Here is a 22,048-nt window from a genome sequence, read left to right on the forward strand (position 1 = left end):
GGCCCGGGTGGCCGGCCATCGCGGCCGGCCACCCGGGCCGTCCCGTCCGTGCGGCCGGTCAGAGCTCTCCGGCCAGGAAGCGAAGGATCAGCCGGTTGACCTCGGCGGGCTTCTCGACCAGTCCGATGTGGCCGGCTCCCCGGACCACTTCGGCGTGCGAGCCCTCGGGCAGGCCGTCGACGATGGCCGCCAGGGTCGCGTCGGTGATCGCGAAGCTGGGGTCCTCCGCCCCGAAGAGGTTGAGCGTGGGCCGGCTCGGCGGGGCGCCCCAGACCGCAGCGTGCTCCTGCACCCACTCCGGGGTGCCGAAGCGGGCGGGCGGGAAGGCCGTCCGGTAGAGCGAGAGGGCCGCGGCCAGGTTCTCCGGCGCCCGGAGGGCGTCCTTGGCGTGCTTCAGGTCCTCGGTGGCGTCGAAGCCGTCCGCGGTGAACTTCCGGTAGATCCAGTCGAGGTAGGCGAGGTCGTCCGCGGCGACCACCTGTTCGGCCACCGCGGTCTGGAAGAACCAGAAGTGGCTGAGCGCGTCGGTGCCGCGGGGCGTCAGGACCATCGGCCCGAACACCGCGAACGGGGGGACGTCGCAGACGACGGCCTTCGACCAGCGCTCGGCGTCCTGGGCGGCGCCCCATGCCGCGGGGGCGCTGAAGTCGTGTCCGACCAGGACGGCGTTGCCGTCGCCGCCCAGCGCCTCGTGCAGGCCGTTGATGTCGGCCACCAGGTCGGCGATCGCGAAGGAGCCGTCCGGCGGGAGCGTCGAGGGCGCGAAGCCGCGCAGGTAGGGGGCGACGGCGCGGTAGCCCGCCTCGGCGAGGGCCGGCATCAGGTACCGGTAGGTCGCCGGGGACATCGGAAAGCCGTGCATCAGCAGGGCCAGCGGCCCGTCGCCCTGTTCCAGATAGGCGAAGTCCATTTCGTTGACGGTGATTCTCTTCATGGTCACAGCCGGGTCCGTTCCTTGCGTCGAAAGGTGAATGCGCGCGGCGGCCGAAGGGAATTCGCCCGCTCCGCGGCGACGGAGCGACCCGGCGGAATGTCCGCCGGGTCGCTCCGTCGTTCGCCCTCCGATGGTCCCGGGAACGGTCCCGGTCATCTTCTTCCTGGCTGCCTTGTTCTGCGGGCCGTCCGCTCAGTGGGTCGCGGCCTGCTCGCTGGCCTCGACCTGTGGGTCGGTGACGGACGGCGGCGGCGTCTCGGCGCGGGCACGCAGACCCACCCAGACGAGGCCGACCGCGAGCAGGGTCACGATCACGTCGACCGCGACCGCGAGCCGAATGCCGTCCAGTTGCACGGCGCGGGCGGCGGCGACCGCGCCGAGGATCGGGATGCCGATCGTGACGGCCACCTGCTGGCTGAGCGCGGCGAGGCCGGTCGCGAGGCCCTGCTCGGAGTCCGGCAGGCCGGAGGTCGCGGTCACGGTGTAGGCGACGATGGAGGTGACGTGTCCGAAGAAGCTGACGAACAGGGCGGGGAGCAGCACCAGCAGCATGACCCGGTCGGTGCCGAGCAGGATCAGCGGAGCGGTGGCGAGGCCCTGCACCAGCATGCCGACGGTCAGGACGGTCCGGGTGCCGAACCGGCCGATGGCCCGGCCCGCGATGACGCCGGCGGCGACGGCGGCGAGGCCGGGTACGCCGAAGATCAGGCCGGCGGTCAGCGGGGCGAAGTGCAGCACTTCCTGCAGGTACAGCGTCATCAGGAAGATCAGCGCGCTCTCCATCGCGAACACGACGAGTCCGGCGAAGTTGCCCCACTTCACGGTGGGGCGCTTGAGGATCCGGACGGAGGCGAGTGGTGCGGGCGCGCGCAGTTCGATCGCCCAGAACACGCCGAGCAGCACGACGCCGACGGCGGCGATGAGGACGCTCTTGTCGATGATGCCGTAGGTGAAGGCGAGCAGACCGGCCGTGACCGAGACGGCGCCGGGCACGTCGAGCCGTACCTTCTCCGGGGCCCGGCTGTCGGCTATCAGCCGCGGGGTCGCGATCAGGATCGCGACGGCCACCGGGACGTTGATCAGGAACGCCCAGCGCCAGCTGAGCAGGCCGACCAGGGTGCCGCCGACGAGGGCGCCCACGGTGAATCCGCCGGACAGCAGGGCGCCGTTCAGGCCGAGCACCCGCTCCCGCATGGCGCCCTCGGAGAACGAGGTGGTCAGCAGGGAGAGTGCGGCCGGGGCGGCCATCGCGGTCGACAGGCCCTGGAGGACGCGCGCGGTCAGCAGCGGGCCTCCGCTGTCCGCCACGCCGCCGAGCACCGAGGCGACGACGAGCAGCGTGATGCCCGCGAGGAACAGCCGGCGGCGGCCGAAGAGGTCGGCGATCCGGCCGAACAGGAGGGTGAAGCCCGCGGCGGGCAGCGCGTAGGCCGCCGCCACCCAGGGCAGGTCGTCGGAGGACAGCCCGACCCCGGAACCGATCTGCGGCAGTGCGACGTTGAGGATGGAGAAGTCGACGGACAGCATGAACTGCGCGCCCAGCAGGACGAACAGGGTCAGTCTGAGCCGGGTGCTCATGCGGTTCCGTGAGTCGGGAAGCGTGGTCATGCCAGCAAGCGTGGGAGACCGTCCGCCGGCTAGCCAGACACCTGCTGTGCGTCCCACTGCGAAGGCTAGGCTTGGCAGTCCCCCCTTCCGCATAATGAAGCGCATGGGTGAGCTCGGGAAATTCCTCAAGTCCCGTCGGGCCAAGCTGAATCCGGCGGAGGTCGGACTCGGATGCTACGGAGAGCGCCGGCGGGTGCCGGGCCTGCGCCGGGAGGAGCTCGCCCAACTGGCCGGCGTCAGCGTCTCCTACTACGCCCGCTTGGAGCAGGGCCTCGGGCAGAACGTCTCCGACGCCGTCCTCGACTCGCTGGCCCGGGCGCTGCGCCTGGACGACGCCGAGCACGCGCACCTGGTGGCGCTCGCCCGCCCCAACCGGTCGGGGGTCGGCCGCACGACCGGGGCGACCTGGCAACTGCCCGCGGGCCTGGAGCGATTAATGGCGATGATGGGCGACGTACCGGTGATGGCGCTCTCCCCGACGTCCGACGTGCTGGCCTGGAACCGGCTGGCACACGCGGTGTTCGGGCAGCACCTGGCGGACCTGCCCAACATGACCCGGGCGATCTTCCTCGACCCACCGACCCGGGCGCTGTTCACCAACTGGGAGGTCAAGGCCAGGTCCGTGGTCGCGCACCTGCGGATGGTGGCGGCACGATTCCCGACCGACAGCCGGGTGCGCACGCTGGTCGATGAACTGCTCTGTGACAGCGCCGAGTTCGCCGCACTGTGGGAGGACCACTCGGTGGCGAACTGCGATTCGTTCACCAACGTGCTGCACCACCCGCAGGTGGGGGAACTGACGCTCTTCCAGGAGGTGCTGCGCACCGAGGAGCCGGAGCTCATGCTGGTCGCCTTCACCGTCGAGCCGGATTCCCCGTCGGAGACGGCACTGCGGCTGCTGGGCACGTTGGTCGCGGCCCGTGCGGACTACCGGGTGGCCGTCTCCTGAGCCCTGCGCGGATCGGATGCGGAGCCCCGTTCACCGCGCCGCGCCGCTTCGCCCTCGACGACACCGACCGCGCCGGCCCCACAGGGCGGGGCGGCATGACCCGCCCTGTGGGGCCGCCGCAACCGCCACGCCGACGACCAGCGCCTCCGCGCGGTCGTCGACACGGCGTTCCAGCCGTCCCCCGAAGTGCCCGGCCGCCGCGCCTCGGGATTGCCCTCCGCTCCCCCGGGCCAGCCTTGACCTGCTACTTCGACGTGGCCGACAGCTGCCGGCTGATCACCAGCCGCTGGATCTGGTTCGTACCCTCGAAGATCTGCATGATCTTCGCCTCGCGCATGTAGCGCTCCACCGGGAAGTCCCGGGTGTAGCCGTAGCCGCCGAAGACCTGGACCGCGTCCGTGGTGACCTTCATGGCCGTGTCGGTGGCGATGAGCTTGGCCGCGCTGGCCTGGCGACTGAAGGGGCGACCGAGGTCGCGCCGACGGGCCGCGTCCAGGTAGGTGGCGCGGGCCGCGTCGACGGCGGCGGCCATGTCGGCGAGGAGGAAGCCGAGGCCCTGGTGGTCGACGATCCTGCGGCCGAAGGTCGTGCGCTCGTTGGCGTAGGCGACCGCGGCGTCCAGGGCAGCCTGGGCGAGCCCCGTGGCACAGGCGGCGATGCCGAGGCGGCCGCTGTCGAGGGCGCTGAAGGCGATCTGGAGGCCCTGCCCCTCGTCCCCGAGCAGCCGGTCGGCGTCCAGGAGCGCCCCGTCCCAGTAGGCGGCCGTGGTCGGCACGGCCTGGAGGCCCATCTTGCGCTCGGGGGCGCCGAAGCTCAGGCCCTCGGTCTCGCCGGGGGCGAGGAAGCAGGAGATGCCGTGGCTGCCGGGTGCGGTGCGGGCGAAGAGCGCGTAGAAGTCGGCCTTTCCGCCGTGGGTGATCCACGCCTTGGTGCCGCTGACCCGATAGGCACTGCCGTCGTCGAGGCGCTCGGCCTTGCAGGTGAGGGCGGCGGCGTCGGAGCCGGCCTGCGGCTCGGAGAGGCTGTAGCCGCCGATGGTCCGCCCCTCCAGCATCGCGGGCAGCCACCGCTCCTTCTGCTCCGCGTTGCCGAAGGTGTGGAGCGGGTGGCAGGCGAGGGTGTGGACGCTCGTCGCGACGGCGACGGCGGCCCATCGCGCGGCGAGCTCCTCCAGGACCTGGAGGTAGACCTCGTAGGGCTGGCCCCCACCGCCGTACTCCTCGGGGTACGGAAGACCCAGGAGCCCGGTCTCTCCGAGGGTGGCGAAGAGCCCTTCGGGATAGGTCTCGGCGGCCTCGTGTTCGTCCACCCGCGGGGAGAGCTCCTTGTCGGCGATCTCCCGGGTGAGGGCGATGAGGTCCGCCGCCTCGGGGGTGGGAAGCAGGCGGTCGACATCCATGGCGACTCCAGCGGCGCGCAAGTGGTACTGGGGAAGGTACTGCAGTACCGCTTAGAGTAGCGCAGAAGGGTGCTGCCGCAACCTCCCGCCGGGACGGCCTGGAATACTGGCGGGATGATCGAGACCTCAGCCGCTGACGTCCCGAAGCTGACGGGCCGCGGAGCAGCGCGCCGCTCGGCCCTCTTCGAGGACCTCGTCGCCCTCCTCGTCGGCGAGGGCTTCGCCCGACTGACGCTCGACGATCTCGCCGCACGACTCCACTGCTCCAAGCGGACCCTGTACGGCCTCGCCGGCAGCAAGGAGCAACTGGTGCGGGCGGCGGTCGTGCACTTCTTCCGGCGCGCCACGAGTCGGGTCGAAGCGGTGCTCGCCGCCGCAACCGACCCCGCCGAGCGGCTCTCCGCTTACCTGCGGGCCGTTTCGGCCGAACTGGCACCCGTGTCACCGCAGTTCTTCGACGACGTCGCGGCCTTCGAACCGGCGGCGGAGGTGTACGAGCGCAACACCCGCGCGGCAGCGGGCCGGGTGCAGCAGTTGATCGAGGAGGGCGTGCGGGCCGACGCCTTCCGGGAGGTGCACGTGGCCTTCGCCGCCGACGTCATCTCCTCGGTGATGGTCCGCATCCAACGACGCCAGGTGGCCGCGGCCACCGGACTCGCCGACGCCGAGGCGTACGAACAGCTGGCCGAGCTCCTGCTGAGCGGGCTCCGGAAGGCCTGAAGAACCCCAAAGGCCCGAGGAGCCGGCCGGGACACTTGGCCGATTCACGACCACGGTCGATCACTCCCCGCTGGTGATCCACTACCGTGTGCGACGCCCTTGTTCCTCCCACCCCAGGGAGCTTCCGCGTGGAGCGCAGCCGCACCGCCCTCAGGATCCGTGCCGTCCTCGCCGCCATGGGAGTCACCGTCGCCCTCGGCTCGACCCCCTCGGCACAGGCCGCCCCCGCCGAACGACCGGCCGCCGCCCCTCCGGCCCCGTGCACCGGAGAGTTCAAGGGCGACGCGCGGCTCGGCCCCGAGTTCCTGCCGAACAAGCGGCAGGAACCGGTCGGTCCGCTGCTCGTCCGCTACCACCGCACCGGACACCTCTCCCCCGACGCCTTCCTCAAGAAGTACTGGGAGGGGCCGTCCGACGGCGGCGGTTGGAAGTACCCGCCGAACGACGGCTTCGCCGAAGTCAACGGACGCGTCGACAAGGAGCCCGAACTCCTCCTCGCGGGAGAGCGGTTGGACCGCTTCGGCTCCGAGTACGGCTCCTACCTGGCTCCGGCGGGCGACGCCTACGCCCGGCGCGCCCTGCCCCCGCAGAACCTCAACACCCGTGACCCCGGATTCCCCTGCGACTACCACCTGTACGAGGTGACGAAGGGCTTCGTCGTCTGGGAGGGCTCCATCGCCCCCTGGTTCGAACAGCCGGGTGGAGGCCGACAGATCAAGCTGGACCCGGTCTTCCTGGACCCCGGCGAGGGCCAGCGCCTCAACGTGAAGTGGCTCCTCGACCACGGCTACCTGGTGCGCGTCCCCGCGTGAGCGACCGGCGTGCACTGGAGCGGGCGCTCCGCGAGGCCGGGGTGCCCGCCACCCACTACCGGATCGAAGGCGTCCACGAACCGGCCCCCACCCCCACCGACTTCGTCTACCTGCGGACGGGGCACGGCGGCTGGGAGACCGGGGTCTACGAGCGGGGCGCGTACGAGCCGATCGCCGTGCACCCCACCGAGGCGGCTGCCTGCGCCCACCTCCGCGCGCTCCTGGGCGTCTGAGCCCTTCTGCTCCGCCCCGCGGCGTCCGGCACCGGTGCGCGCGCCGCGCGGCCTGAGCGCGCAGCCGGAGCACGCGACCGGAGGCACTCGGCCGGTGGCCGCGCGATGACGTGCCGTCGCCGTGCGCCCGCCGGGGCGGGTGGAACGCCCGCCGGGGAAGGCCTTCACCGGCCTTCTAGGCCACCACGGAGCCGATGTGTCCGTCCGGCTCTCGGGGGCCGTCGTGGTGGATCGGGGTGTGGGCGCCCGTGAGGGAGGCGCCGCTGCCGCCGCGTCGGCTCGCGACGATCTCCGCGCCGATCGAGAGGGCGGTCTCCTCGGGGGTGCGGGCACCGAGGTCGAGGCCGATCGGGGAGCGCAGGCGGGCGAGTTCGAGTTCGGTGACGCCGACCTCGCGGAGGCGCTCGTTGCGGTCCTCGTGGGTGCGGCGGGAGCCCATCGCGCCGATGTAGGCGACGGGAAGCCTCAGGGCCGCCCGGAGGAGCGGCACGTCGAACTTGGCGTCGTGCGTGAGGACGCACAGGACGCTCCGGCCGTCGACCTCCGTGGACTCCAGATAGCGGTGGGGCCACTCCACGACGACCTCGTCGGCCTCGGGGAAGCGGGCCGGCGTCGCGAAGACGGGCCGCGCGTCGCAGACGGTGACGTGATAGCCGAGGAACTTGCCGACCCGGACCAGGGCGGCGGCGAAGTCGATGGCGCCGAAGACGATCATGCGGGGGGCCGGGACGGAGGACTCGACCAGGAGGCTCAACGGCTGCCCGCAGCGGCTGCCGTCCGCACCGATCTCCACGGTGCCGGTGCGGCCCCCGTCGAGCATCGCACGGGCCTCGCCGGCAGCGGTGCGGTCCAACTCGGGGTGACCTCCGAGCCCGCCCTCGTACGAGCCGTCGGGACGGACCAGGAGGGCCCGTCCCATGAGCCCGTCGGGCCCCCCGACGATGCGGGCCAGGGCCGCCGCCTCCCCCGTGGCGGCGGCTTTCAACGCGGCGGGGAAGACCCCGCCGCGGACCGGGGTGACGAGGATGTCGATGATGCCGCCGCAGGTCAGACCGACCGCGAAGGCGTCCTCGTCGCTGTAGCCGAAGCGCTCGACGACGGTCTTGCCGTCCTCGAGGGCCTGGAGGCACAGGTCGTAGACCGCGCCCTCCACACACCCGCCGGAGACCGATCCGATCGCCGTGCCCTCGCCGTCGACGGCGAGCGCGGCTCCCGGTTGCCGGGGCGCGCTGCCGCCGACCGCCACCACGGTGGCGACGGCGAACGCACGCCCCTGCTCGACCCACCGGTGCAGCTCTTCGGCGATGTCCAGCATCTGGGTTCTCCTTGGAGGGTGTGGGGAGGGCTGCGGGAACGGCGTCAGCTGACGCCGAGCCAGCTCTCGACGGGGTGGATCGCGAAGTACACGATGAAGATCGCGGTGAGGCCCCACATGAAGGCCCCGACCTCGCGCGCCTTGCCCTGCGCCGTCTTGATGACGACGTAGGAGATCACGCCGGCCGCGACACCCGTGGTGATGGTGTACGTGAACGGCATGAGGACCACGGTGAGGAAGACCGGGATGGCGACGGACCGGTCGCTCCAGTCCACGTGCTTGGCGTTCTGCATCATCATCGAGCCGATGACGACCAGGGCCGCCGCGGCGACCTCCTGCGGGACGATCGCGGTGAGCGGCGTGAAGAAGAGGCAGAGGGCGAAGAACCCGCCGGTGACCACGGAGGCCAGACCCGTGCGGGCGCCCTCGCCGACGCCGGTGGCGGATTCGACGAAGACCGTCTGACCGGAGGCTCCGCCCACACCACCGACGATACCGCCGGCGCCGTCGATGAAGAGCGCCTTGGAGAGGCCGGGCATCCGCCCCTTGTCGTCGGCGAGCTTGGCTTCGGTGCCGACGCCGAGGATGGTCGCCATGGCGTCGAAGAAACCGGCCAGCACCAGGGTGAAGACGATCATGCTGATCGTGATGTACCCGACGTCGCCCCAGCCGCTGAAGGACACTTCTCCGATGAGCGAGAAGTCCGGCGCGGAGACGGCGCTGCCGTCGAGTTCCGGTGCGCCGGAGAACCAGGCCTTGGCCGGGATGTCGGCGATCGCGTTGAGGACGACCGCGACGATCGTGCCGGCGACGATGCCTATCAGGATCGCGCCGGGGATGTTGCGGGACTGCAGGGCGAAGATCAGCAGCAGGGTGAAGGCGAAGATCAGGACCGGCCAGCCTTCGAGCTCACCGGCCGGGCCGAGGGTGACGGGACCGCCGCCGGGGGCGGGGTTCTCGTGGACGAAGCCGGCCTTGACGAAACCGATGATCGCGATGAAGAGGCCGATGCCGATGGTGATGGCGTGCTTCAGGGCGAGCGGGATCGCATTCATGATCATCTCGCGGAGGCCGGTGACGACCAGGAGACAGATCACGGCACCGTAGGCCACGGACATGCCCATGGCCTGCGGCCAGGTCATGACGGGGACGACCTGCGAGGCCATCACACCGGAGACGCTGAGGCCGGCGGCGAGGGCGAGCGGGACCTTGCCCCAGAAGCCCATGAGCAGCGTCGTCGCGGCTGCGGCGAGAGCGGTGGCGGTGATGAGCGCCGGCTGGCTGAGCAGGTTGCCGTCGACGTCCTTGCCGCTGAGGATCAGGGGGTTGAGCAGGAGAATGTACGCCATCGCCATGAAGGTGGTGACGCCGCCGCGGATCTCCGTCGCGACGGTGGATCCTCTCTCCGAGATGTGAAAGTACCGGTCGAGCCAAGAACGCCCGGCGGGGTTGCGCGAGCCGGAGCCCGCGTCCTCCGCGGTGGTCCTGGGCTCCACTGAGGACTGGGTCATGGGGCCTACTCCCAAGGTTCAAAGGGGCACCCGCATGGATCTTTGGGACTGCGGGATTTGGGAAATCACGTTGGCTGCACGACCCGGGGGACGGCCCGAGACGAACGGGGTGTTGCGGTACTGCGGTGTTGCGGTACTGCGGTACTGCGGTACTGCGGTACTGCGGGGGGTGCTCCGGACGGTGCGGGCGGGGAGGGTGTGACGTTCCCGGGACGCACGCACCGCCCGGAGGGGTCCTACAGGGTGCCGGTGAGCGCTTCGGGGCGGACCGGCGTCTTGTTGAGCTCCAGGCCCGTCGCGTTCCGGATCGCCGCGAGGACGGCCGGAGTGGACGACAGGGTCGGGGCCTCGCCGAGTCCCCGCAGGCCGTACGGCGCCTTGGGGTCGGCCAGTTCGAGGACGTCGACCGGAATGGTCGGCGTGTCGAGGATCGTCGGGATCAGATAGTCCGTGAAGGAGGGGTTGCGCACCTTCGCGGTGTTCGGGTCCACGATGATCTCTTCCATCACCGCGACGCCCAGGCCCTGCGTGGTACCGCCCTGGATCTGGCCGACGACGGAGAGCATGTTGAGCGCCTTGCCGACGTCCTGCGCGGTGGCGAGCTCGATGACCTTGACCAGGCCGAGCTCGGTGTCCACCTCCACCACCGCGCGGTGCGCGGCGAAGGTGTACTGGACGTGGCCGTCGCCCTGGCCGGTGACCAGGTCGAAGGGGACGGTGGGGCGGTGGCGGAACTCGAGTTCGAGGTCGATCGGCTCCTCGCCGTCCAGGACGTCCGCGAGGGTCGCGAGCACCTCACCGCCGTCGGTGACGACCTTGCCGCCTTCCAGGAGCAGCTCGGCCGTGGCCCATGCCGGGTGGTAGGAGCCGTTCTTGCGGCGGCCGATCTCCAGCACCTTCTCGCGGACGGCCTCGCAGGTGTTCTTCACCGCGCCGCCGGTCATGTACGTCTGCCGGGAGGCGGACGTCGAACCGGCGGAGCCGACCTGGGTGTCGGCCGGGTGGATGGTCACCTGGGTGACGCCGAGCTCGGTGCGGGCGATCTGGGCGTGCACCGTGACGCCGCCCTGGCCGACCTCCGCCATGGCCGTGTGGACCATGGCGACCGGCTCGCCGTTGATGACCTGGAGGACGACGCGGGCCGTCGAGTAGTCGTCGAAGCCCTCGGAGAAGCCGACGTTCTTGATGCCGACCGCGTAGCCGACGCCACGGACCACGCCCTCGCCGTGCGAGGTGTTGGACAGGCCTCCCGGCAGGGCGCGGACGTCCGCCCCCTGGCCGGCGGTCTCCCACTGGCGCTCCGGCGGCATCGGACGGGCCTTGACCCGGCGCAGCAGCTCGGCGACCGGGGCCGGCGAGTCCACGACCTGACCGGTCGGCATGACCGTGCCCTGCTCCATGGCGTTCAGCCGGCGGAACTCGACCGGGTCCATGCCCAGCTTGGCCGCCAGCTTGTCCATCTGCGCCTCGTAGGCGAAGCACGCCTGGACCGCGCCGAAGCCGCGCATGGCGCCGCAGGGCGGGTTGTTGGTGTAGAGCGCGACCGCCTCGATCTCGACGTCGTCGATCACGTACGGGCCGGCGCCGAGCGAGGAGGCGTTGCCGACCACGGCCGGGGAGGCCGAGGCGTAGGCGCCGCCGTCCAGCACGATCCGCGCCTTCAGGTGGGTGAGCTTGCCGTCCTTGGTGGCGCCGTGCTCGTAGTGGAGCTTGGCCGGGTGGCGGTGCACATGGCCGAAGAAGGACTCGAAGCGGTTGTAGACGATCTTGACCGGCTTGCCGGTGCGCAGCGCCAGCAGGCAGGCGTGGATCTGCATGGAGATGTCCTCGCGGCCACCGAAGGCACCGCCGACGCCGGAGAGCGTCATGCGCACCTTCTCCTCGGGCAGGCCGAGGACGGGGGCGATCTGCTTGAGGTCCGAGTGCAGCCACTGGGTGGCGACGTAGAGGTCGACGCCGCCGTCCTCGGCGGGCACCGCGAGGCCGGACTCCGGGCCGAGGAACGCCTGGTCCTGCATGCCGAAGACGTACTCGCCCTCGACGATCACATCGGCGCGCTTGCGGGCCTCCTCCACGTTGCCGCGGATGATCGGCTGGCGGTGCACGACGTTGGGGTGCGGCACGTGACCGGAGTGGTGGTCGTCGCGGCCGGGGTGGATGAGCGGTGCGTCCGGGGCGAGCGCGGAGGCCTCGTCGGTGACGACGGGGAGCTCCCGGTACTCGATCTTGATCTTGGCCGCGGCGCGGCGGGCGGTCTCCGGATGGTCGGCGGCGACCAGGGCCACCGGCTCGCCGTGGTGGCGCACCCGGCCGTGGGCGAGGACCGGGGTGTCCTGGATCTCCAGGCCGTAGTTCTTCATCTCGGCCGGCAGGTCGTCGTAGGTCAGCACGGCGTAGACGCCGGACATCGCGACGGCCTCGGAGACGTCGATGGAGACGATCTCGGCGTGGGCGACGGTGGAACGCAGGGTCTGGCCCCACAACATGTCCTCGTGCCACATGTCCGAGGAGTAGGCGAACTCGCCGGTCACCTTGAGGGTGCCGTCCGGGCGGAGCGTGGACTCGCCGATGCCGCCCTTGGTGTGGTTCTGGGTGACGTTCGTGGGCGTGCCCGCCGGAACGGTGCGCGTGTTCTGCGCCATGGTCAGACCGCCTCTCCCTGACGGGCGGCCGCCAGGCGGACCGCGTCGAGGATCTTCTCGTAACCCGTGCAGCGGCAGAGGTTGCCGGACAGGGCCTCCCGGATGTCCTGGTCGGACGGTTCGCCGTTGCGCTCCAGGAGCTCGTCGGCGGCGATCAGCAGACCGGGGGTGCAGAAGCCGCACTGGACGGCACCGGCATCGATGAACGCCTGCTGGATCGGGGAGAGTTCGATGCCCTCGCCCGTCTGGGAGTCCTGACCGGGCTTGGCCTGCCACTGCTTGGCCTCGTCGAGCGGGGTGCCGCAGGCCCCGGAGGCGCAGCCGCCGTGACCGTGTTCCTCGCGCTGCTTGGCGAAGTCGGCCAGCCCCTCGACGGTGACCACCTCGCGGCCCTCGACCTGGCCGGCGGCGACGAGGCACGAGCAGACCGGCACCCCGTCGAGGCGGACCGTGCAGGAACCGCACTCGCCCTGCTCGCAGGCGTTCTTGGAGCCGGGCAGCCCCAGACGCTCGCGCAGGACGTAGAGGAGGGACTCGCCCTCCCAGACGTCGTCGGCTTCCTGCGGACGACCGTTGACCGTGAAATTGACGCGCATGATCAGGCAGCTCCCTCAAGCGTGCGGCGGTCGCCGCGGTACTGCTCCCAGGTCCAGCCGAGCTGGCGGCGGGCCATGATGCCGACGGCGTGGCGCCGGTACTTGGCGGTGCCTCGGACGTCGTCGATCGGGTTGGCGGCACCCGAGCAGAGGTCGGCGAACTGCTTCGCGATCGACGGGGTGATGATCTTTCCGTTGTCCCAGAAGCCGCCTTCCTCCAGGGCGGCGTTGAGGAAGTCCTCGGCCTCCTTGGCGCGGATCGGGGTCGGGGCGGCGGAGCCGATGCCGGTGCGCACCGTCCGGGTCTCCGGGTGCAGGGCCAGTCCGAAGGCGCAGACGGCGATGACCATGGCGTTGCGGGTGCCCACCTTGGAGTACTGCTGGGGGCCGTCCGCCTTCTTGATGTGGACGGTCTTGATGAGCTCGTCGGGCTGCAGCGCGTTCCGCTTCACGCCCGTGTAGAACTCGTCGATCGGGATGAAGCGGCTACCCCGGGCCTGCGACTCGACCTCGACCTCGGCACCCGCGGCGAGCAGGGCGGGGTGGGCGTCACCGGCGGGCGACGCGGTGCCGAGGTTGCCCCCGACGCCGCCCCGGTTGCGGATCTGCGGGGAGGCGACCGTGTGCGAGGCGAGCGCGAGGCCCGGCAGTTCGGCGCGGAGGTTCTCCATGATCTGGGTGTACGGAACGGAGGCGCCGAGGCGGACGTTCTCCTCGCCGACCTCCCACTCGCGCAGCAGCTCGATACGGTTCAGGTCCAGGAGGTACTCGGGGCGCCGGTGGTCGAAGTTGATCTCGACCATGACGTCGGTACCACCGGCGATGGGCACGGCCGTGGGGTGCTCGGCCTTGGCGGCGAGCGCCTCCTCCCAGCTGGCGGGGCGAAGGAAGTCCATGGTGGCTCTCTTCTAGTGATTCTGGCGATCGGGGGGCGATTGCCCGGGCCCGGGGGGACGGCCGGCCCTCGGCATCGTGTTCATGTGCTGTTCACGCGGTGTGTGGCCTAGTACACAAGCCACGATCGCCCGGGTGCAGTCACCGAAAACATGAAGGAGTTGGCTGGTGCCCTTCGTCGTCTTGTAGATTCGAACGAAAGGCGAGGAACGGAAACCTCGCCGTTTTCCCCTGGAAACGGTGGCACCACGCCACCGTCGACAACGCGACACACCCCATCAGCGAACGAAGGAACGGCGGCGACACGATGCGGCTGCGCGCACTGCTGGAGAACGACGCGCTCGGGCTGCGCCTGCTCGGGGGCGAGGAGGAGCTGGACCGAACCGTCCGCGGCGTGATGACGACGGACCTGAAGGACCCCAGCCGCTACCTCTCGGGCGGCGAGCTGGTGCTGACCGGTCTCGCCTGGAGGGCGGACCCGGCGGACTCCGAACCCTTCGTCCGGATCCTGGCCTCGGCCGGGGTGGCGGCCATGGCGGCGGGCGAGGCGGAGCTGGGCGACATCCCCGACGATCTCGTACAGGCGTGTTTGCGCCATCGTCTGCCGCTTTTCGCGGTCAATGAATCCGTTGCTTTCGCGACGATCACCGAGCACGTTGTTCGACAGGTCTCCGGCGAGCGGGCCGGCGACCTGGCAGCCGTCGTCGACCGGCACCGTCGGCTCATGACCTCCGGTCCGGCGGGCGGCGGCCCCGAGGTCGTCCTCGACCTCCTCGGCTCCGACCTGGACCTGCGGGCCTGGGTCCTGTCGCCCACCGGCCGGCAGATCGCGGGGGCGGGCGAGCCCCTGGACGCCGGGCTCGCCGCCACCCTGGCCGGTGAGCACCTGGCCGCCACCCGGACCGGTCGGCGCGGCCCGCACCGCGTGGGCGTCGCGGGGACGACGTACTCGCTCTTCCCGATCCGCAACGCCGGCCGGGGAACCGGGCCCGCCTCGCGTGACGTGCGCGAGACGGTCCTGTCGGACTGGCTGCTCGCCGTCGAGGCGGACGCCGGGGACTGGCCCGCCGCCCGGCTCGACCTCCTCCAGGGCGTCACCCAGCTGATCGCCGTCGAGCGGGACCGCCGCGACGCGGCCCGCACGGTGCGGCGCCGGCTCGCCCAGGAGGTCCTGGAGCTCGTGCAGACGGGCGCCGCGCCCGCCGAGATCGCGGCCCGACTGCGGGTCGCCGCCCCGGTCCTGCTGCCCGGGCTCGGCACGGCCCCGCACTGGCAGGTGGTCGTGGCCCGCGTGGACTGGGACCAGGAGGCCGGCCAGGGCCCCGCCGTGGACACCGGCCCGGTCGCCCAGGCGCTCCTGGAGGAGGTCCTCGTCGACCCGGCGACCGTCGGCGCCGAGTCCGTCGACCGGATCGCCGTCGCGCACAGCGGCGACGAGGCGATCGCCCTCGTCCCGCTGGCGACGGGGCCCCTGCCGGAGAGCGAGGACGAGGGTCCCGCCCCCGCACTCGGCCTGCACGCGGACACGCTGCTCGCCTCCGTGCGCGCGCCGCTCTCCGCCGGGCTCGCCGACGACGGGCGCCTCACGCTCGGCGTCAGTGCGGCCGTGCACTCGGCGGAGGGACTGCGCGGGGCCCTGGAGGAGGCCCGGCACGCCCGTCGGGTGGCCGCCGCCCGCCCGGGCCGGGTCTGCGCGGCCGGCCACCACGAGCTGGCCTCGCACGTGCTGCTGCTGCCGTTCGTCCCGGACGACGTGCGGCGCGCCTTCACCGCACGGCTGCTCGACCCGCTGCGGGACTACGACCGGCGCCACCGCGCGGAGCTCATCCCCACCCTGGAGGCATTCCTGGACTGCGACGGCTCCTGGACGCGCTGTGCGTCCCGGCTCCACCTGCACGTGAACACGCTGCGCTACCGGGTGGGCCGGATCGAGCAGCTCACCGGCCGTGACCTCTCCCGCCTGGAGGACAAGCTCGACTTCTTCCTCGCACTGCGGATGAGCTGAGCCCGACGGGGTCCGGCGGGCGGGTGCGGGGAGAGCGCCGGGGCCGGTCGGGCGACGTCGGGCGGGGAGGGTCCGGAGCCCTCCGGAGGGCTCGGCGATTCACTCTTTCGGGCGACTCTGCAAGGGTGCTGACCGGACGCTCGACGGGCCTTCTCCCGGGCCCCCGGAAAAGGGGCCCGGGCCTGATCACCGGCTTGATCACGGGCCGAACGGCCCTTTGCCCCCCGCCTGATCCGGCCCGGACCGGGGCCCCCACCCCCCGCGGACTCTTGTGAATTTTTTCACCCGACCCCTTGGCCGGGTGCTGCCGTTCGTGCTGAGATGCCGTCCTACTCAACAGCTCAATGGCGCGCTCGGGGAGGGCAATGTGGCGGATACCGCCATGTCTGGTTCCGAATCAAGGGGTGGCGAAGATCCGTCCCTCGCCTACGGCAAGGAGACACCCGTGGAGACCGCCATATGGCGTCTCCGCTCCCGAGGTTGCTGGACGGACGCGGCGGCGCTGCTCGCACCGCACGCCGCGGAACCGGCAGCCGCACTCGAACGGGCCGCGCTGTTGATCGAGCGCTGCCTCTACACCGAAAAGGGCTGGGCCGACGCGGAGGAGGCGCTGCGGGCGGCCGAGGCCGTCGCCCGTACCGACGAAGAGCGCGGCGCCGCGGCCTGTGAACGCGGCTACCTCGCCTACGCCTCAACGCTGTTGGGCGTGCGCGACCGGGCCGACGAGGCGCGGATGGCGCTGGGGCGGGCGGCGGCACTGATCGCCCCCTCCGCCGAAGGGCGACCGCTGCTCGACTTCCGGCGCGGGCTGGTCGCCCAGAACCTCGGGGACTCCCCCCAGGCGGCCCGGGCCGCGTACCGCAGGGCGCACGCCGGGGCGCACGCCCAGGGCGACTCCCTCCTGCTCTCCTCCACATGGCGCCACCTCGCCGGACTCGCCCTGCGTGAGGGTGAGTTGGCCGAGGCGCGACACGGCTTCGCCGAATCACTGCGGATTCGGGAGGAGTTGGGCTACCTGGTCGGCACGGCTCCGGCACTCACCGCCTTGGCGACCACCGAGACCGAGCCGGAGGCGGGTCGCCTGCGGGCCGAAGCACGGCGCCTCTTCCGTTTGCTCGGCGGGGTGCCGACCTGGCTCTCGGCCCAACTGACCCCCCGGGCAGCCACCTGAGGGCACACCACGGAGAGTCTGGTGACGCCTCGTCAGTCGTCCTTAGGGGCCAGGCACACCAGACTCTCGTCGGTTCCGACGAGCAGGGAACCGGAGCCGGTGACCGCAACCGCGCGGACGGGAAGGCCCGGCCGGAAGGAGAGCGTCGGGCCGCCCTCCGGTCGGTGGAGTTCCACCAGCCCGTCCGCCCAGGCCGCGGCGACCAGCGGCCCGCGCGGCGTCTCGGTCGCATGCAGGGAGACCACCGGCGAGGGACGCTCGGCAAGGGGTTCGGGACTCGGTTCCCGGCCGGGGGTCCAGAGCCGGACGGTCCCGTCCACGCCGCCGGAACAGACGAACGGAGTCTCGGACTCGACCGCGGCGACCGCCGTGACCCTGCCGCTGTGCGAAGCGGACTGGTGCAGACCCGTCAGCCCGAAGGCATGGACGGAGCCCAGCCGGTCCCCCACCACCACCGAACCCGCGATCGCCGAGAGGGCCGTGCCCGGATGCCGGGCCAGGGTCGCCGAAACCGCCGTGGTGAGCCGCTCCAGGTACGGGGCACGCGGCTCCGTCCCGCGCACGGAGTGCAGCCGGCCCCGGTCGTCCAGGAGCAGCACCGTGCCGTCGGGTGCCGGCGCGAGCGCGGTGACCCGGCCGGCGACGGAGTGCGCGAGGCGCCCGGCGGGCCTGGCGTCGGCCTCGTGGAGCAGGCGTACCGTTCCGGTGGGGTCGGCGACGAGGACGACGCTCGCCAGCGGGCCCCCTGCCGCGCCGAGCACGGTGACCGGTCCGGGCCAGGGCGGGTTCAGGTCGCCGCGGTGGCGGGCCCACCGGAACCGCCAGGGGGTCGCTTCCGCGAGCGCGGCGAGCGCGGGCCGCAGCCGGGGGTCGGCGCCGTCGCCGAGGGCGGCGAGCAGCACCAACGCCCGCTCCGACGAAGACTGTTCGCGGCAGAGCGACTGCCCGGCGCGCATCCAGGCGGTGCGCAGCCCGCCGTGCTCGTCGACGGCGGCCTCACCGGGGCGGCCGGACGGCTCGGGCCCGTCGAGGGTGCCCGGCACCCCGGCGAGTGCCGCACCGGTGACGTAGGCCGTGGTGACGAGGAGGGGATCGGCGGCGCAGACGGCCAGCGGGTCGGAGAGGTCGGGCAGCGGGGGTGCCGGCTCGACGGGGGCGCCGTCGGTGCTTTCGGATGCGCCGTCGAGATCGACGACGGTGACCCTGCGTTCGGACCGCAGGAGGGCGGGGGCGGGGGTTCCGCTGCGGGCTTCGACGACGAGCCGGATGCGCCCCACGCCGGCGAGCTCTGCGATGAGCCGGGTGAGCGCGGCGGGCTCGGCGGCGGCGTGCAGGTCCGTGAGGAGGAGGAGGACGCGGCCCATGGGACGCGTCTCGCTGGTGGCGAGGGCGTGGACGAGGTCGCCCGGCGACCTGGCGACGACGCCGAGGCGATCCGCGATCGTCCAGGCCGCCCCGACCGCGCTCTGTCCGGCGAGCGGAACGCACACCCGGGGCGTACGGCGGCGAGAGCGGGCGGAGCGCTGACCGTGTGCCGCGAGCCAGCCGAGCAGCGCCGTCTTGCCGCTGCCCGGCGCACCGGTGACGAGGCAGAGCCGGGGCGCATCGGGGTCGGTGAGCCAGCCGAGCAGGGCGGTGGCCTCGGCTTCCGTGCCGTCCCACACCGGGGACGGGGGCGCGGACGGCATGGGACACCTCACGGGTGACGCGGTGCGGGCAGCTGACACCTCCGACCTTAGTCGTCCGGGGCTCGGTGGGGTGCCCCGTCGACCGGCCCGGCCCCCGGGACCGTCCCGTGATCCGCGGTGGACCGGCGCACGACGTCGGATCCGGTGCACCGCGGGGCGTCACATCCGCTGCAGCGCAGGGCGGAGGGCCGTCCTCGCACCGGGCGCACGGAGGCGGCCCGAGAGTGCGGCGGGGTGCCGTGGCCGGCGTGCGCCCGCCGGGGCCGCGGTAGGGCCCTCAGCAGTCCGAGCCGGTGAAGTGCTCCCGCACCAGGCTCTGCACGACCGTCAGGTCCTGGGCGATCAGGGCGTCGAGCAGGGCCGTGTGCTCGGCCGCGTCGGCGACGAGCTCGCCGTGCCGAAGCGCGGGCGCACTGATCAGGGGCCACTGGGAGCGGCGGTGCAGGTCGTCGGCGACGGCGAGCAGTTGTTGGTTGCCGGCGAGGGAGAGCACGGCCCGGTGGAAGGCCCGGTCGGCCTCGGCGTAGTGGGCGCGGTCGCCCCGGGCGGCAGCGGCGACGGTGGCGTCGGCGAGCGGGCGGAGCTCGGTCCAGCGGGCGGCCGGCACGGTACGGGCGAGTCCGAGCATGACGGGCACCTCGATGAGCGCGCGCACCTCGGCCAGCTCGGCGAGCTCACGGGGGGTCCGCTCGGTGACGCGGAAGCCCCGGTTGGGGACGACCTCGACGGCCCCCTCGACGGCGAGGCGCTGCATGGCCTCGCGCACGGGGGTGGCGGAGACGCCGAAGCGCTCGGCGAGCACGGGGGCCGAGTACACCTCGCCGGGGAGGAGCTCTCCGCCGACGAGGGCGGTGCGCAGGGCGTCGAGGACCTGGCCCCGGACGGAGTGCCGCCGTACGGCGCGGGGGCCGGGGCTCGCCGCCGCTCCGTGCGGGTGCTCGCCCCGGGCGGATCCTGCCTCCCGGCCCGCTTCCCCGCCGCGCGCCTGCTCCGGGACGCGGGCGGACCCCGTGGACGGGGAACCGGTCCGCACGGACGCTCCCCGGACGGGCTCCGTGGACGGGGCGGTCGGGCGGACCGGTTCCGTCCGCACCGACGCCGCGCACACCGCCTCCGGACGCGGGGGGACGGCGCGTGGGGCGTCGCCGAAGGGCGGGGACGGTCGGTCCGTCGCCCGCTCGCGCGCTGCGCCCTGCTCCACCCGGGTCCTCCTGCGGCCTCGTGCCAGGCCGGGCTCGCGTCGCCCGGGTCCTCCATGCACCATAGGCGAACGGACCGACATCCGGGGCATACGGGCCGCTTCGCAGGTGGGAGGGGGTGCCGTGGGGAATGGCCGAGCAGAATCGAGTAAGGTAAGGCTAGCCTTCCAACGCTCGCGATTCGGTGGTCCCCCATGGCCGTCCCCGCCCTGCTGCCCGCCTCCCCCGTCGCCCCCGCCTACGCCCGGCTCGCCGAGGCCTTCCCCGCCCTCCGGCTGGAGGAGGTCGCCCCGGACGGACGACTGCCGTGCGGCGCGGGTTGGGTCGCCGCGGACTCCCTCGCGGCCGGCGGCCCCGCGCTCGACGCCTTCCTCTCCTGGGACGAGGCCCAAGTCCTCCGCGACCACGGCGCCCGGGCCCGCCCCGACGTCGTTGCGGGCTTCGGCTTGCACCGCTACGCCTGGCCGGCCTGCCTGCTCGTCACCGTCCCCTGGTTCCTGGACCGCCGGGTACCCCGACTCCCCGCTCGCAACGTGGCCTTCCACCGCACGCTCGGCCGCATGGTCGCCCGCGTCGAGGAGTTCGCCTGCCTGCCGGACGATCCCGCCGCCGCCCTGCCCGGGGCGCGGGTCGTCGCCGACGCGGAAGCCCTGCGGGCCGAGGTGCGCACCTCGCTCGCCGAACACTTCGAGGCCGTGGTCGGCGGCTTCGGGCCCCGGATGCGACGCGGGCGCCGGGCCCTGTGGGGAATGGCCACGGACGAGATCGTGGAGGGCCTCTGGTACGTCGCCGCCCTGCTCGGCGAGGAGGAACGGGCGGTGGCCGAGCTCGCACTGCTCCTCCCGTCACCCGCACCGCACAAGCCCTATGCGGGGGCCGCGGGCTTCCGCGACCTGGTCGGCGCCGAAGGGGCGGACGACGCTCCGCGGACCACGCGCGACCGGGTCAGCTGCTGCTTCTTCTACACGCTGCGCCCGGAGGACACCTGTCTCACCTGCCCCCGCACGTCCGACTCCGAGCGCACCCGCCGGATGGCCGCTGCCGGCTGAGGCGGTCGGGCGGTTACGCCACCTGTCCGGGTGGCGTAAATCGAACCCAAGCATCGCTCCCTGAATGGATGTTCGACCAGAACGTACCTATTCGTATGCCGTCGGACCCCGATGGCGTGCTCTTGCCCGGAAACCCCTTGGGCACCCCGCGGGGTCGGCCAGTATGGGCCGCCAAACGCCCTACTGCGATGCAAGGGACACCGCATGAGACTGACCGACATATCGCTGGACTGGCTGCTTCCGGGCGGCGTGATGGTGGCCGGGGTCCTCACGGCGGTTGCGGTGCTCGCGCGCGGGAAGCGCGCCGGTGACCAGGCCGCGGCCGACGACTCCTGGGAACGCAGCGAGGAACGTCGCAGACGCAAGGAGGCCGTCTACGGCTTCGCCTCGTACGGGCTCCTCTTCTGCTGTGCGGCCGTTGCCGCGGCGCTCTCCTTCCACGGCCTGGTGGGGTTCGGCCGCCAGAACCTCAACCTGGTCGGCGGCTGGGAGTACCTCGTCCCCTTCGGCCTCGACGGCGCGGCCATGTTCTGTTCGGTGCTCGCCGTCCGCGAAGCCAGCCACGGCGACGCGGCCCTCGGTTCGCGCCTGCTCGTCTGGTTGTTCGCGGGCGCTGCGGCCTGGTTCAACTGGGTGCACGCACCCCGCGGAATGGGCCATGACGGAGCACCCCAGTTCTTCGCGGGCATGTCCCTGTCGGCAGCGGTGCTGTTCGACCGGGCACTGAAGCAGACCCGCAGGGCCGCACTGCGCGAACAGGGACTGGTGCCCCGTCCGCTGCCGCAGATCCGCATCGTGCGGTGGCTGAGGGCGCCCAGGGAAACCTTCGCCGCCTGGTCGCTGATGCTCCTGGAGGGCGTGCGGACCCTGGACGAGGCGGTCGACGAGGTGCGCGAGGACCGGAAGGAGCGGGAGCAGAACCGGATCCGCCGGCGCGACCAGGTCAAGCTGGACCGGGCGAGGCTCAAGGCGATCAACCGCCAGCACCGCGCCTTCGGGCTCGGCCGGGGCGGCGGACGCCAGGTCGAGATGGCCGCGCTCAACGTCGCCCCCGGTGGCGCTCCCGCGCCGGGGACGGGCGCCGGGTCGGGCTCCGCGACGGCTGCCGTGCAGGCCCCCGTCGCGGAGCCCGCCATAGCGGACCCCGGACAACTGCCGCTTCGCACCCGGCCCTCCCTGCAAGCCGTGAGGGGCGCTGAGCCCCGTCCCGGCGAACCCCGGACGGTGGACCTCACCGCCGAGGACGACACCCAAGCGCTGCCCCGCCTCGACTCCCTGGAGCGCAAGCTCAAGGACCTGGAGCAGCAGTTCGGCTGAGCCGTT

18 protein-coding genes are annotated in these 22,048 nt (G+C 72.6%); 8 read left to right on the top strand and 10 right to left on the bottom strand.

What is annotated here, in order from left to right:
* Nucleotides 1–58: 58 nt before the first annotated feature.
* Nucleotides 59–934, bottom strand: coding sequence for an alpha/beta fold hydrolase (locus ACFW22_RS14620; RefSeq protein WP_386403542.1), 876 nt, complete (start codon nt 932–934; stop codon nt 59–61).
* A gap of 192 nt (nt 935–1,126) precedes the next feature.
* Nucleotides 1,127–2,542: an MFS transporter gene (locus ACFW22_RS14625; RefSeq protein WP_386403246.1), complete on the bottom strand. Its 1,416-nt coding sequence runs from the start codon at nt 2,540–2,542 to the stop codon at nt 1,127–1,129.
* 103 nt (nt 2,543–2,645) lie between these two features.
* On the opposite strand from ACFW22_RS14625, the gene ACFW22_RS14630 reads away from it, so the two are divergent.
* On the top strand, nt 2,646–3,491 hold the full coding sequence (locus tag ACFW22_RS14630) for a helix-turn-helix transcriptional regulator (protein WP_386403249.1): 846 nt from the start codon (nt 2,646–2,648) through the stop codon (nt 3,489–3,491).
* A 244-nt stretch (nt 3,492–3,735) separates the two neighbouring features.
* Here the strand turns inward: ACFW22_RS14630 and ACFW22_RS14635 are convergent, their stop codons facing one another.
* Complete coding sequence (locus ACFW22_RS14635) at nt 3,736–4,890, bottom strand: acyl-CoA dehydrogenase family protein (protein ID WP_386403252.1); 1,155 nt, start codon at nt 4,888–4,890, stop codon at nt 3,736–3,738.
* Between the two features lie 114 nt (nt 4,891–5,004).
* Here ACFW22_RS14635 and ACFW22_RS14640 point away from each other — a divergent pair, with 114 nt between their 5' ends.
* From ACFW22_RS14640 to ACFW22_RS14650, 3 genes are all read left to right on the top strand, one after another.
* Nucleotides 5,005–5,610, top strand: coding sequence for a TetR/AcrR family transcriptional regulator (locus tag ACFW22_RS14640; protein ID WP_384887681.1), 606 nt, complete (start codon nt 5,005–5,007; stop codon nt 5,608–5,610).
* Between the two features lie 176 nt (nt 5,611–5,786).
* Nucleotides 5,787–6,422 carry a TNT domain-containing protein gene (locus ACFW22_RS14645; RefSeq protein WP_386403545.1) on the top strand — a complete coding sequence of 212 codons (636 nt, stop codon included), beginning with the start codon at nt 5,787–5,789 and terminating at the stop codon, nt 6,420–6,422.
* On the top strand, nt 6,419–6,655 hold the full coding sequence (locus tag ACFW22_RS14650; protein WP_386403256.1) for a hypothetical protein: 237 nt from the start codon (nt 6,419–6,421) through the stop codon (nt 6,653–6,655). The genes ACFW22_RS14645 and ACFW22_RS14650 overlap by 4 nt, the downstream gene beginning before the upstream one ends.
* A gap of 175 nt (nt 6,656–6,830) precedes the next feature.
* Here ACFW22_RS14650 and ACFW22_RS14655 read toward each other — a convergent pair whose 3' ends face one another.
* From ACFW22_RS14655 to ACFW22_RS14675, 5 genes are all read right to left on the bottom strand, one after another.
* Nucleotides 6,831–7,970 carry an XdhC family protein gene (locus tag ACFW22_RS14655; protein WP_386403259.1) on the bottom strand — a complete coding sequence of 380 codons (1,140 nt, stop codon included), beginning with the start codon at nt 7,968–7,970 and terminating at the stop codon, nt 6,831–6,833.
* Nucleotides 7,971–8,014: 44 nt separating this feature from the next.
* Complete coding sequence (locus ACFW22_RS14660) at nt 8,015–9,481, bottom strand: NCS2 family permease (RefSeq protein WP_386403262.1); 1,467 nt, start codon at nt 9,479–9,481, stop codon at nt 8,015–8,017.
* Nucleotides 9,482–9,717: 236 nt separating this feature from the next.
* Entirely contained in the window at nt 9,718–12,123 is a 2,406-nt protein-coding gene (gene pucD / locus ACFW22_RS14665) for a xanthine dehydrogenase subunit D (protein ID WP_386403265.1), read from the bottom strand.
* A 2-nt stretch (nt 12,124–12,125) separates the two neighbouring features.
* On the bottom strand, nt 12,126–12,719 hold the full coding sequence (locus tag ACFW22_RS14670; RefSeq protein WP_386403268.1) for a (2Fe-2S)-binding protein: 594 nt from the start codon (nt 12,717–12,719) through the stop codon (nt 12,126–12,128).
* 2 nt (nt 12,720–12,721) lie between these two features.
* Nucleotides 12,722–13,615, bottom strand: a complete 894-nt coding sequence (locus ACFW22_RS14675; RefSeq protein ID WP_386403271.1) for an FAD binding domain-containing protein — start codon at nt 13,613–13,615, stop codon at nt 12,722–12,724.
* 305 nt (nt 13,616–13,920) lie between these two features.
* Here ACFW22_RS14675 and ACFW22_RS14680 point away from each other — a divergent pair, with 305 nt between their 5' ends.
* Nucleotides 13,921–15,618, top strand: a complete 1,698-nt coding sequence (locus tag ACFW22_RS14680) for a PucR family transcriptional regulator (RefSeq protein ID WP_386403274.1) — start codon at nt 13,921–13,923, stop codon at nt 15,616–15,618.
* Nucleotides 15,619–16,000: 382 nt separating this feature from the next.
* The gene (locus ACFW22_RS14685) at nt 16,001–16,789 is read left to right on the top strand and encodes a hypothetical protein (RefSeq protein ID WP_386403277.1); all 789 of its coding nucleotides are present in this window, start codon (nt 16,001–16,003) and stop codon (nt 16,787–16,789) included.
* A 32-nt stretch (nt 16,790–16,821) separates the two neighbouring features.
* On the opposite strand, the gene ACFW22_RS14690 is transcribed toward ACFW22_RS14685, so the two are convergent.
* Together ACFW22_RS14690 and ACFW22_RS14695 are read right to left on the bottom strand one after the other, a co-directional pair.
* Nucleotides 16,822–18,477 carry a WD40 repeat domain-containing protein gene (locus ACFW22_RS14690; protein ID WP_386403280.1) on the bottom strand — a complete coding sequence of 552 codons (1,656 nt, stop codon included), beginning with the start codon at nt 18,475–18,477 and terminating at the stop codon, nt 16,822–16,824.
* Nucleotides 18,478–18,754: 277 nt separating this feature from the next.
* Nucleotides 18,755–19,678 (bottom strand): GntR family transcriptional regulator, encoded by a 924-nt coding sequence (locus ACFW22_RS14695; protein ID WP_386403283.1) that lies wholly within the window; start codon nt 19,676–19,678, stop codon nt 18,755–18,757.
* 192 nt (nt 19,679–19,870) lie between these two features.
* Here ACFW22_RS14695 and ACFW22_RS14700 point away from each other — a divergent pair, with 192 nt between their 5' ends.
* Together ACFW22_RS14700 and ACFW22_RS14705 are read left to right on the top strand one after the other, a co-directional pair.
* The gene (locus ACFW22_RS14700) at nt 19,871–20,725 is read left to right on the top strand and encodes a (2Fe-2S)-binding protein (RefSeq protein ID WP_386403286.1); all 855 of its coding nucleotides are present in this window, start codon (nt 19,871–19,873) and stop codon (nt 20,723–20,725) included.
* A 204-nt stretch (nt 20,726–20,929) separates the two neighbouring features.
* Nucleotides 20,930–22,042 carry a DUF2637 domain-containing protein gene (locus tag ACFW22_RS14705; RefSeq protein ID WP_386403289.1) on the top strand — a complete coding sequence of 371 codons (1,113 nt, stop codon included), beginning with the start codon at nt 20,930–20,932 and terminating at the stop codon, nt 22,040–22,042.
* Nucleotides 22,043–22,048 lie beyond the last annotated feature (6 nt).

Source organism: Streptomyces sp. NPDC058872 (assembly GCF_042743065.1).
Classification (GTDB): domain Bacteria; phylum Actinomycetota; class Actinomycetes; order Streptomycetales; family Streptomycetaceae; genus Streptomyces.

Coding starts and splice junctions, on each gene's coding strand:
- ACFW22_RS14620 (WP_386403542.1), bottom strand. CDS start 934: ATGAAGAGAATCACCGTCAACGAAATGGACTTCGCCTATCTGGAACAG.
- ACFW22_RS14625 (WP_386403246.1), bottom strand. CDS start 2,542: ATGACCACGCTTCCCGACTCACGGAACCGCATGAGCACCCGGCTCAGA.
- ACFW22_RS14630 (WP_386403249.1), top strand. CDS start 2,646: ATGGGTGAGCTCGGGAAATTCCTCAAGTCCCGTCGGGCCAAGCTGAAT.
- ACFW22_RS14635 (WP_386403252.1), bottom strand. CDS start 4,890: ATGGATGTCGACCGCCTGCTTCCCACCCCCGAGGCGGCGGACCTCATC.
- ACFW22_RS14640 (WP_384887681.1), top strand. CDS start 5,005: ATGATCGAGACCTCAGCCGCTGACGTCCCGAAGCTGACGGGCCGCGGA.
- ACFW22_RS14645 (WP_386403545.1), top strand. CDS start 5,787: ATGGGAGTCACCGTCGCCCTCGGCTCGACCCCCTCGGCACAGGCCGCC.
- ACFW22_RS14655 (WP_386403259.1), bottom strand. CDS start 7,970: ATGCTGGACATCGCCGAAGAGCTGCACCGGTGGGTCGAGCAGGGGCGT.
- ACFW22_RS14660 (WP_386403262.1), bottom strand. CDS start 9,481: ATGACCCAGTCCTCAGTGGAGCCCAGGACCACCGCGGAGGACGCGGGC.
- pucD (WP_386403265.1), bottom strand. CDS start 12,123: ATGGCGCAGAACACGCGCACCGTTCCGGCGGGCACGCCCACGAACGTC.
- ACFW22_RS14670 (WP_386403268.1), bottom strand. CDS start 12,719: ATGCGCGTCAATTTCACGGTCAACGGTCGTCCGCAGGAAGCCGACGAC.
- ACFW22_RS14675 (WP_386403271.1), bottom strand. CDS start 13,615: ATGGACTTCCTTCGCCCCGCCAGCTGGGAGGAGGCGCTCGCCGCCAAG.
- ACFW22_RS14680 (WP_386403274.1), top strand. CDS start 13,921: ATGCGGCTGCGCGCACTGCTGGAGAACGACGCGCTCGGGCTGCGCCTG.
- ACFW22_RS14685 (WP_386403277.1), top strand. CDS start 16,001: ATGTCTGGTTCCGAATCAAGGGGTGGCGAAGATCCGTCCCTCGCCTAC.
- ACFW22_RS14690 (WP_386403280.1), bottom strand. CDS start 18,477: ATGCCGTCCGCGCCCCCGTCCCCGGTGTGGGACGGCACGGAAGCCGAG.
- ACFW22_RS14700 (WP_386403286.1), top strand. CDS start 19,871: ATGGCCGTCCCCGCCCTGCTGCCCGCCTCCCCCGTCGCCCCCGCCTAC.
- ACFW22_RS14705 (WP_386403289.1), top strand. CDS start 20,930: ATGAGACTGACCGACATATCGCTGGACTGGCTGCTTCCGGGCGGCGTG.